We start from the raw sequence: 10,651 nt of genomic DNA on the forward strand, positions 1-10,651 counted from the left end.
ACACTGTTTCAAAAGCTTTATTGCATGTTGTTGTGCATTCATTTCCTCAGAACTGAATGTTTCGCTTTCTCAGAAGCGTGATTTATTTGCTTGAATCACGCTTCTGAGGAAGCGTTTCGTTCAACTCTGGGGAGTTGAACACACAAAAAACATTGTAAAACTTTTGAAACAGTGTATTAAACTACACATACAAAAAGAAATAGTAAAAATATAAAATGAAGCAATATATCAACGTCGAAAATTTTGTTCCAGATGATGCACTCTTAGAAGCCTATGAAGAGGAAGCCTTCCATTATATTGATTCTGTAATGGAACGTTTTTTACTTATTTATATGGGCTTTAGTGGTGTATTGGCTGTTTTTTACGATGAATTTGTACAAGTATATTGGTTTTTGCCTAGTGCAGGAGCTTTTTTGAGCTATCATTTGATTAAACGTTTTGTAATGCCTCAAGATTCTCGTTATGTCTTGACGGCTGTTTTGGCACTTATGGGAGTTTTGTATTTGATACAGTTGCATGGAGCTTTCTATATTCATTTTGTGTTTTTTATTACTCTAACTGTTTTAGTATTTTATCAAAATTGGCGTATTCTAGTTTTTTATGCTTCCATAATTGGAGCTTATAATATTATTTGCTTTGTGCTGTATAGTGCCTTTGGACAAGAAGGAATTAAAAATTATTTTTTAAACATAGAAAATTTAGATTCTCAAGTTGCTTTTTTTGGTTCTCTTTTAGGTGGTGCAGAACTTGCCATAGCTGTATTTTTTGCAGGTTATCTTAAAAAACAAACTGACCAAGATGCACGAAACAAGATTTATCTCAACGAACAACTCAATTTTTCAGGTAATTTAGAATTTGCAAATCAGATTGCAGAAGGCGAACTTAATTCAGACTTTCAACCTGCTGAAAATGATGTAATGGGAGAAGCTCTTTTAAATATGAGAAATAGCTTAACTACATTTGTAGAAAATGAAAGATTAAATAAATGGCGAAGTGATGGAGTAGCACAGATTAGTGATATTTTGGTTTCTAGTGAATCACTCAGTATACTCTCACAGCAAGTTCTCAATAAAGTTGTTTCTTATTTGGGAGCGCATCAAGGTATTTTTTATTCTTTACACAAAGATTCTTATAAGCATGAACCTTATTTAAAGGCAACAGCAGCTTATGCCTACGATGATGTTGAAAAATTAAATCAAAAAATATTAATTGGAGATGGTTTGGTAGGACAGGTAGCCCAATCTCAAAATCCAATTTATCTCAAAAATCCTCCTCCTCATTTTTTTAAAATAAAATCAGCTATTGGCGAAGCTCCTCCACAGGGTCTTATGCTTTTGCCTTTGCAACTGCGTGAAGATTTGGTAGGTGTTTTGGAAATTGCCCTTTTGCGTCCTCTCTCACAACATGAACGTAGTTTTTTAGAAGAAATTTCTAGTCGTATTGCAGCCACTATGATTGCCCTTCGTTCACAGGAAGAAAACAAACGTTTATTAGAAGAGTCTCAAGAAAATGCAGAGCAAATTGCTTCTCAAGAGGAAGAGATGCGTCAGAATGTAGAAGAACTAACTAGCACGCAGGAAGAACTTGCCAAGCAAATGCGTGAAACAGAGTATATCAAAAACGAAGTCACAGCACAGTTGGAAGCTCTAAATCTTTCTGCTTTACTTATTCAACTTGATAGTAAGGGACGTATTATTTCTGCTAATGAGCGTGTTACTGATGCAATTCGTAGATATGAAGATGATTTAGATGGACTGAAATTATCAACATTAATAGATGAACAAGAGCATTTGCAATCGTGGGAGAGAGTATGGGCGCAAGTACAACTTGGTGAAATAGGACATTTAGTATTCAAGACTAAACGCCCAGATAAAAGCCACTCTTGGATTGACCTAACTATTGCTCCTGTACGAGATAAAAATAAGAAAATTTATAAATATATTGCCATCGGACATAATATTACACGTCAGATGAAGCAAGATGCTAGGTTAAAGAGATTGCTTAAAGAAACTGAAGAAGCTAGAGAAAAAGCAACCTCTGCAAGTCGTCAGAGTCAGGAGCAATTAAGAGCAATTGATAATTCGGTAGCTATGTTAGAAATGGATAATACAGGCAAAATACTTCAAGTAAATAATAATTTCTTGCAGATTATGGGGTATGAAGACAAAGAAGATCTGATAGGAAAACATCACTCTGATTTAATAGAAAAACAAACAGCTTTAAAAGAAGAATACTTAAACCTTTGGCAACAGTTGAGAGAAGGAAAAACTGTAGAGGGAACTTTTGAAAGAAAATACAATACAGGAAAAACAGTTTGGGTACGAGGAAGTTATACACCAACTCTTAATTCAAAAAATGAGCTTCAAAAAGTAACTAAATTGAGTTATGATGTTACTGAATCCAAAAATCAGCAAATTGAATTGGAAAACTTGTTAGAACAAATGACAGCGCAAGAAGAAGAAATGCGTATTAGCATGGAATATTTGCAGACAGCACAGGAAGAACTGGATTACAAAACAAGAGAGTTTAAAGATTTTCATGAGTTTATCAATGATTTTAATATCATTGTCGATTTTGATAAAGAAGGAAATATTCTGACAGTTAATAATTTATTTGAAGAAATCACAGGGTATCATGAGGATGAAGTCATGGGGCATAGTTATTCTGATTTTGAGGAATTAGAGGGGAATGAAACCTTCGAACATCTTTGGAAAGAAACTGTAGAAGGAGAATATACTGAACGAATTGTAAAACTGAAAGCCAAAAACAAATCAATTATTTTTCTCAAAACATTTTATATTCCTATCAAAGACCAAGATGGCAATGTAACCAAAATTACAGCTGTTAGTGATGATATTACAACCCAAAAAGAGCAAGAAAAATTAATCCAACAAAATATAAACGATTTAAAAAAACATCAAGATCAATTAGAAAAAAGAGAAAAATTCTTAGAATCCTTACTGAGTATTCTTGATGAAGTACCTGCATTAGTAGGACGTGCTACATTGGGGGGAAAATTAGAAATTGTCTATGTCAATGAATATGGTGAAGACTTAATTGGTTACGATGCTAATTTTATCAAAAAGAATGGTTTTGGTGGATTTATCCATAAAGACGACCTGCCAAAACTTGCTCAAGTTACAAAAGAAAAACTAGCAACAGGAAATAATTATTCGGCTACTTTCAGGGTTGTTACAAAAAGTAAAAAAATAAAAACAGTGTGGGAATATGCTCAAAAAGTAGATTTCAATGGACAAGAATGTATTGACTTTTTTATTATAGATCCAAGTATTATTTCTAAAAATGATATGTAAAAGTTACATGTGATTTATCCAACTCTTGTCTCAAAAAGAACAGTTGGAAAGAATAGTTAGATTTTGGATTTGACTAAATTGTATCATCTAAATCTATTGCTACATCATGTTGTGCAATAGGGATTTTTGTTTTACTCAAAAATACTTCTTCAATATCACAAGTAGATTCATTTCCTATTTTATCAAAATTTTCTCTTAGCCAACGGTCGGCAGCAGCTTTTCCGTATTTTTTGAGTTTTAATAGAAAGCTAAGTTCTGCATTCATTTTTGTCTTTGAACTCAATTTTGCCATCAAACGCTCTGGAGCAATATTATGAATAAATAAATCTCTAAATTTTCCATCAATATTTATTCCTCGGTCTAGCATTTTTCGGACTAAATTTATCTGACGAATATCGTGTATTAAGCTAGAGTTAAAGGCAATTTCGTTGATTCTATCTCTAATTTCTTCTACTGTTTTTGGAACATGTGGAATTCGAATTGGATTTATTTGTACAATCATAATATCTGAAGTACGAGTATTATCAATAAGTGGATAAAGAGGGGGATTTCCCATATAACCACCATCCCAGTAGGCTTCTCCATCAATTTCAACAGCTTGAAAAAGAAAAGGCAAACACGCAGAAGCCAAAACAGCATCTAAAGACATTGTTTCATTATCAAAAACCTTTGCTTGACTTGTTCTTACATTGGTAGCACAAATAAATAGCTTATTGTAACGTGTATTTTTGAGTTTTTCAAAATCTACCATATCAGCCAAAATATAACGCAATGGATTGATGTTTAGTGGATTAAACTCATAAGGAGAATACTGCATCATAAACATTTCCATCATATTATAGATGGGAGATAACTTTAACATTCCACTATTAAAGAGTTTATCAAAACCACTTGGTTTTATCATTCCAAAATTTTGAAGGTGTGCTACTCTTCTCCAAAAGTCATTTAGATGAGCAATAGCTCCCAAACGTCCTCCTTTTTGTAATCCTGCTGCTGTAATGACTGCATTCATAGCTCCTGCTGAAGTTCCACAAATTCCATCAATAATTATTCTTCGGTCTTCTAAAAGGCGTTCTAAAATTCCCCATGTGTAAGCTCCATGAGAACCTCCACCTTGTAGTGCTAAATCTAACTTTTTGCGTTGCATAACTGGTTTATTGTGTTTTTTTGCCTTAGTATTTGATTCTTAACTATTTTTTTTGAAAAAAGAAAATTCTACCAAAAGTACGTTTTACGAAGTTCCAAAAGAAATTAAATTGTCCAAAAATTGCACCGTAAAAAAGGAGTACAATTTGATAAATAGGTAAAATAAGAATAATCCAAACAATAGTTTTGATATACCAAGGTGTTGTTTCATCAAAACCAATGATTCCGAAAAACCAACGTTTGCCATACATAACTGTAAAACCTGTTAGAGCAAAAACAATCAGAATAACACAAACCTGCCAAGCTGAATTTACTTGCCAACGAGTTTTGAGTTTTTCTATCCAGTTTACTTTTTGTTTATTCGTCTTATTATTCTTACTCTCCATTTCTTTTTCCATGAGGTAAATTTAAGCATTAATCAATTAGGAAGTGAAATTAATTATCATGCCCTAACACTTAGATATTAGAAACTGTTCTACAATTATAAGTTTATAACTTTCTTGCCTTTGTTTATTTGGTATAGCAAAGCAAAAACAATTAGATAAAAAAATCATAATCTCGTTCTACTTTTGCAATTCTAGTTTTAAAGGCTTTATAAAATTCTGTACGCCCTTTTTCTCTAGCCAAAGTATGTTCAGATTGAACTTTCCATTTCTTTATCGATTCCAAATCTTTCCAATACGAAACTGTTATTCCAATTTCCTCTCTAGCAGACTCAACTCCTAAAAAACCTTCCTGTTCTTTTGCTAGTTCTACCATTCGAATAGCTGTTTTTGAATATTGATTTTTGGCTATTTCATCATTTAAAATAGATGTAAAAACAACGGCATAGTAGGGTGTTTCTAATGTTTGAGCAATCATAATTTGGAAAAAAGGAATGAAGAAAATTTCAACAAAACTAATAAGTTATTTCTAATTTTTGACATCTAACTTCTAAAGTTATTCTATTATCTTTGTAGGTACAAGTAATTTAATGTAAAAGTAATGCTTTTTCATTAATAACTAATCACTATTTATGATGTAGAGTATCTTAGAAAGTTAGCAATGAATTTTGTGTATTTGCCCTAAAAAGATTTTGAAGATTCTCTATTTAAAAACTAATTTCCATGCAAACCAATTTAGAAAATTCTATTCCAAAAGACATTCAAGTTTATATTGAAGAATGTCTGAAAAAGGTAGAAACAGAAAATAATATTAGAATTTTGTATGCCTGTGAGAGTGGCAGTCGTGCGTGGGGATTTGGTTCGCCCGATAGTGATTATGATGTTCGTTTTTTGTTTGTCCACCAAAAAGAAAAGTATTTATCTGTCAATTCTCCTTTAGATTCTATTGATAAGTTTTTTGATAAAGATGTAGATTTATCTGCTTGGGACATCAAAAAAGCCTTATCTCTTTTGGTAAAATCAAATGCAACTCCTTTTGAATGGTTACAATCACCAATTATTTACAGACAAAGCAAAGAAAGTGAAGCATTTAGAAATAGACTTTGGCAACTTTCAAAAGACTATTTTTCTGCCAAAACACTTATTTTTCATTATCTCGGAATTGCAAAAGGAATGATTTCAAAGATAGAAGAAAATCAAATTTCTATCAAAAAATATTTCTATATTTTGCGTCCTGTTTTGGCTGCTTATTACATCAAAACAAGAAATGAAGCTGCTCCCATGGAGTTCAAATATTTAGTAAATAATCTGCAAACAAAAGAAGAAAAATCTGTCAAAGATGCTATCGAAAATCTTTGGGAAGACAAACTAATTGCAAAAGAAGGAGACAGAATAGAAGTTCCTGCTTTTATTCATTCTTTTATCGAAGCTCAAATTTCAGAATGTGGAATTTATGCCAGTAATCTGAAACGAGAAACAAAAGATATTGAACCATTGAATGGATTTTTTAGAGATTTATTATAAGGTTTTTATGAAATTATTTTTGTTCTAATAATACTTTAATTTCATCTAGCTTTTTCATATAATCAGCATGTTTGTTTGCTTCTTTTTTGCTGTAATTTTCTTGTTTTCTTTCTTTTTTACGCAGTTCGTTTTCCTCTGCATATTTTATTTCTTTTTCTAAAATATCTTTAGCTGTTTTCTTTTGTCCTGCAAAATTACAAGCAAAATTTATATCTGCATTTTGATTTAGAAGCATTTGTATGAGTTCTTTATCGTGTTTTTCCACAGCAAGTATTAAAGGATTTTTTCCAAAAGAAGTGCATTGATTCCAGTTTACATCATATTTACCTAACATTTCTATCCATTCTTTTCTTGTATGCTGATTTGGTTTTCTCTTGGTTCTTGTACTAAAAATTCTACCATCAAAATTTTCATCAATTACATTTTCTAAAAAATAACTATTTATACAAGAAGAAGAAACTCCATTTGCTAAGAGCCATTCTGTGCGTTCAAAATTAATTTTACTGAATTTTTTTATTTGTATTATTTGATTGAATTCTATACAAGTGACTTTACTCAAGTCAATTTTATACTTTTCTGCTACCTTTTTATAATTGTCGCTTTCAAATAAGGTGATTTTGTCTATATTTTCAGTCTTTGCTCCTTTTTCTATCAAAATTTCTATCATTTTTTCATTACTTGTAAAAATTCTCATCTCTTCTGCTTTTGCTCCCAAATCTAAACAAAACTGCAGGTTTTGTAACTCATTCTGACTGATATAATATTCTGGAAGTGAAACTATATCTTTTGTTTTTATATCTAAGTTTGCACCACGACTAACAAGCTGCCTAATCATGGTTGTATCGTCATTAAAAAGCATTAAAATAGGATAACTTTTAAGAATTGTATTTGTCTTTGTCTGTCTTTTTCTAAATTTTGTACGCAAAATACGATTACTTATAGCTACCCCCATATTTATAAGGGCTGTTTCTGCTACATTAGAATTTACTTCTTCTTCGAAAACACAAGGAAAATTTATATTTACTTTTTGAGATAGAAAATTATCAATATTTTTGAGTTGTTCTTCTCTGCTTATGCTATCTTCTACCAAACAGTCACAAAAGGCATTTTGTATAGAATCTTGTTTGTGTTTTTGTACTAGTTGAGCTAATTTTTCGGCTGTATCTTCTTGCTCTGCATCTTCTGCTTTTTTTGCTGTTTGACAAGATGAAATAAGGCAAGAAAAAATAAATAAAGGAAATGAGATAGAAAAAACTAAAACTAAAGATTTAATTTTCATAGTATTTTTAAGATGCAAAATGTAGTGTAAGTAGTAAAGTAAACATCAAAATACGAAAATCTTTTGATAACTAATCTAATGAAAAAGTCTTTTTTATCTCAACTTGCAATGAATCACCTTTTCTAAATTCTTGATAAGTATTTGTATGAATTTTGAAAATATGATTTTCTAAGTTCTTACCAATTATTTTATAACTATTCCCATAAAACTCTATTTCTTCTATTTGAATTTTTTGTGTTTCTAAGCTAGTGTTATTTTCTAACGTATTTCTATCAATAACTTCAATCCATTCTGGACGTGTATATATTTTTTGTAACTGATTATTTGAGATTTCTTGAATTTCTCCAAAAAGTGTTGCTACATAACTTGTATTCGGATTTTGATATAATTTTTGAGGATTATCCAACTGTTCAATTTTTCCATTTCGCATCACAGCAAGTTGGTTGGCAAGTGAAAGTGCATCTTGCAAATCATGAGTTACCAAAATAGTTGTAGTCTGTGTTTTTTCTAAAATTGTTTTGATTTGATGACGAACTTCTCCTTTAAGCTGCTCATCAAGATTTGAAAAAGGTTCATCTAAAAGTAAAAGTTCTGGATTGGGAGCAAGCGCACGAGCTAAAGCTATTCGCTGCTGTTGTCCTCCAGAAAGCTCATGAGGAAATCGTTTTTCATAATTTGGAAGCTCTACCAAAGCAAGCATTTCAGCTACTCGTTCTTTTTTCTGTGATTTGTTGTATAATTTGCTATTCAATCCATAAGCAATATTTTCAAAAACAGTAAGATGAGGAAAAAGTGCATAATGTTGAAAAAATAAGCCTACATTTCGTTTTTCAGGTTTTATAAAAGTAGAATTACTATTGTCAAAAACTAATTTGTTTTGCAAAGTGATAGAGCCTTTTGAAGGTTTTTCTAATCCTGCTATCATTCTAAGTAGTGTTGTTTTTCCACTTCCACTTTCTCCCAAAAGAGCCAATGTTTCGCCTTTTTTGAGTGAAAAAGAAATGTCATCGACAGCATAGTTTTCCATTAAAGGAAATTTTTTATAAATATTCTGAATTTGCAACATGTAGCCTACTCTTTAGAGTGAGTATCGTACTTTTTAAAGCACGAAAAAATTAAAAACAAATTTCGACAAAAAATACGTTTAAAACCTAAGTTTTAAACGTATTTTATGAATAGCTTAAATTTGCTGAAGATAAATTCTAATTATTAATATATTTCAAAAATATCTCTGAATAGTCTTTTCTGACATATTTTTGTTTTGCATCATCCAAAAACTGACCAATATAATTAGTTACTTTTTCTAATTCTTCAGCTTGATTTGCTCCATCATTTCTATTGTTCGATACTACTTGAATAGCTTTATTGAGCGTATCATAAGCACCATTATAACTTGAATAATTACTACTTTCTATAAGCGACATTTCATAAAGAGCTTTATACAAATCTTTTAGTTGTTCTAACTGATTTTTATCGACATCAACAGAAAAAGAAATGCCTCCACTATCTGAAGAAGAACCTAGTTTTGAAAAAGCAGATGCACTAGATGCACTATTTCTTGCGCCCAACTTAAATTTTATTTCTACATCTAAATCTATTGTTCCTGCTGTTTCTAATAAAACATGTGAAACAGGATATTTATAGTATTCGTACCTTTTTAATGTTCGTTTTTTGCTCATTGCACTTGTTCCATCTACATGAATCAAGGCACGATTGGTAAAACAATATTCGTCTTGTTTGGATTTGATAAGAAAAAATATTTTTTCATTGTCTTCGTGTAAAATATAATCATCAGATTCAACTTTATCATAATCTTTTGGAGGGATAATTTTTCCAATATCACTAAGACCGAGAGCTTCAGAGGCAAATTTTTTGAACATAAATAAATTATTTGTTAGGTATAAATGGTTAAGAACTTTTTTAAATAAAGAAATACATAGTCAAACGTATGTATATTGTTAAAGTAGTTTATACGTCTAAAAACAAAATAAGGTTATCTAAAATTTGGTTTTATCTTTTTTATTCAATCCAATATACTAAAAAAGCGTTCTACCTCAATGAGATAAAACGCTTTTTTAGTTATTTTTCAATTTTATAAAAGAAAAATTATTTAGCCTTTTTATAATTTTCAGTTACCTGATCCCAATTAGCTACATTCCAAAATGCACCTACATAATCAGGACGTTTGTTTTGATATTTGAGGTAATAAGCATGTTCCCAAACATCAATTCCAAAAATAGGAGTTCCTTTTTCAGAAGCTAATTCCATTAAAGGATTATCTTGATTTGGAGTTCCTGTAACTGCTAAAGAACCGTCAGCTTTCACGATAAGCCAAGCCCAACCTGAACCAAACTGTGTTTTGGCAGCATCTTCAAATTTAGTTTTGAAATCTGCAAAAGAACCAAATGCTTTGTTGATTGCTTCTGCAAGCTCTCCAGAAGGTTCGCCACCACCGTTTGGCGACATAACTTTCCAAAAAAGATCGTGATTGTAATATCCACCACCGTTATTGCGAACAGCTTTACTAGTAGAAGAACTCACATTTTTGATAATTTCTTCAATGCTTTTTCCTTCCATATCTGTACCTTTGATAGCATCATTTAGCTTATCAGTATAACCTTGATGGTGTTTTGTATGGTGGATTGTCATTGTTTGCTCATCGATATTTGGTTCAAGAGCGTTATAAGCGTAAGGCAACTTAGGAAGTTCGAATGCCATAAGTAAAAAATAGTTTAGGGTTAAAAATAATGTTAAAAATAAATTCAAAAAAAATAGAATGAATTATAAAATTACCAACCCAATTAAAACTGAATTGTTTGAGAAAATATTTATAAAAATGTTGATAAAACTAATTTGAAATTTTATTCCAACAGCTACTCTTCTTGTAAACTTTTTTCGTTTTTTTTCATCGTCCGAAAGCAGGTATTCTTTATTTTTACTTCAACCATACCAATTGAGGAAAAACAAAAAACTAATGTGGTAAAGCTAATCAAGATGGAACTTGA

9 protein-coding genes are annotated in these 10,651 nt (G+C 30.9%); 2 read left to right on the forward strand and 7 right to left on the reverse strand.

Going from position 1 to position 10,651, the window contains the following annotated elements:
* Positions 1-215 precede the first annotated feature (215 nt).
* On the forward strand, positions 216-3,314 hold the full coding sequence (locus V9L05_RS20120) for a PAS domain S-box protein (protein ID WP_338813678.1): 3,099 nt from the start codon (positions 216-218) through the stop codon (positions 3,312-3,314).
* Positions 3,315-3,387: 73 nt separating this feature from the next.
* On the opposite strand, the gene V9L05_RS20125 is transcribed toward V9L05_RS20120, so the two are convergent.
* From V9L05_RS20125 to V9L05_RS20135, 3 genes are all read right to left on the reverse strand, one after another.
* Positions 3,388-4,461 (reverse strand): patatin-like phospholipase family protein, encoded by a 1,074-nt coding sequence (locus V9L05_RS20125; RefSeq protein WP_338791689.1) that lies wholly within the window; start codon positions 4,459-4,461, stop codon positions 3,388-3,390.
* Positions 4,462-4,504: 43 nt separating this feature from the next.
* Positions 4,505-4,858 carry a DUF6787 family protein gene (locus V9L05_RS20130; protein ID WP_338813679.1) on the reverse strand — a complete coding sequence of 118 codons (354 nt, stop codon included), beginning with the start codon at positions 4,856-4,858 and terminating at the stop codon, positions 4,505-4,507.
* 139 nt (positions 4,859-4,997) lie between these two features.
* Positions 4,998-5,321 (reverse strand): antibiotic biosynthesis monooxygenase, encoded by a 324-nt coding sequence (locus tag V9L05_RS20135; RefSeq protein WP_338813680.1) that lies wholly within the window; start codon positions 5,319-5,321, stop codon positions 4,998-5,000.
* A 245-nt stretch (positions 5,322-5,566) separates the two neighbouring features.
* Here V9L05_RS20135 and V9L05_RS20140 point away from each other — a divergent pair, with 245 nt between their 5' ends.
* Entirely contained in the window at positions 5,567-6,367 is an 801-nt protein-coding gene (locus V9L05_RS20140) for a nucleotidyltransferase domain-containing protein (protein ID WP_338813681.1), read from the forward strand.
* Positions 6,368-6,380: 13 nt separating this feature from the next.
* On the opposite strand, the gene V9L05_RS20145 is transcribed toward V9L05_RS20140, so the two are convergent.
* The 4 genes from V9L05_RS20145 to V9L05_RS20160 all read right to left on the reverse strand — a co-directional run bounded on the left by V9L05_RS20145 (position 6,381) and on the right by V9L05_RS20160 (position 10,364).
* Entirely contained in the window at positions 6,381-7,646 is a 1,266-nt protein-coding gene (locus V9L05_RS20145; protein ID WP_338813682.1) for a hypothetical protein, read from the reverse strand.
* A 70-nt stretch (positions 7,647-7,716) separates the two neighbouring features.
* Positions 7,717-8,673, reverse strand: coding sequence for an ABC transporter ATP-binding protein (locus tag V9L05_RS20150; protein WP_338813683.1), 957 nt, complete (start codon positions 8,671-8,673; stop codon positions 7,717-7,719).
* Positions 8,674-8,848: 175 nt separating this feature from the next.
* Positions 8,849-9,526 (reverse strand): PH domain-containing protein, encoded by a 678-nt coding sequence (locus V9L05_RS20155; RefSeq protein WP_338791683.1) that lies wholly within the window; start codon positions 9,524-9,526, stop codon positions 8,849-8,851.
* Positions 9,527-9,752: 226 nt separating this feature from the next.
* Positions 9,753-10,364, reverse strand: coding sequence for a superoxide dismutase (locus V9L05_RS20160; RefSeq protein ID WP_338791682.1), 612 nt, complete (start codon positions 10,362-10,364; stop codon positions 9,753-9,755).
* Between the last annotated feature and the right edge of the window lie 287 nt (positions 10,365-10,651).

Source organism: Bernardetia sp. Wsw4-3y2 (assembly GCF_037126295.1).
GTDB lineage: Bacteria > Bacteroidota > Bacteroidia > Cytophagales > Bernardetiaceae > Bernardetia.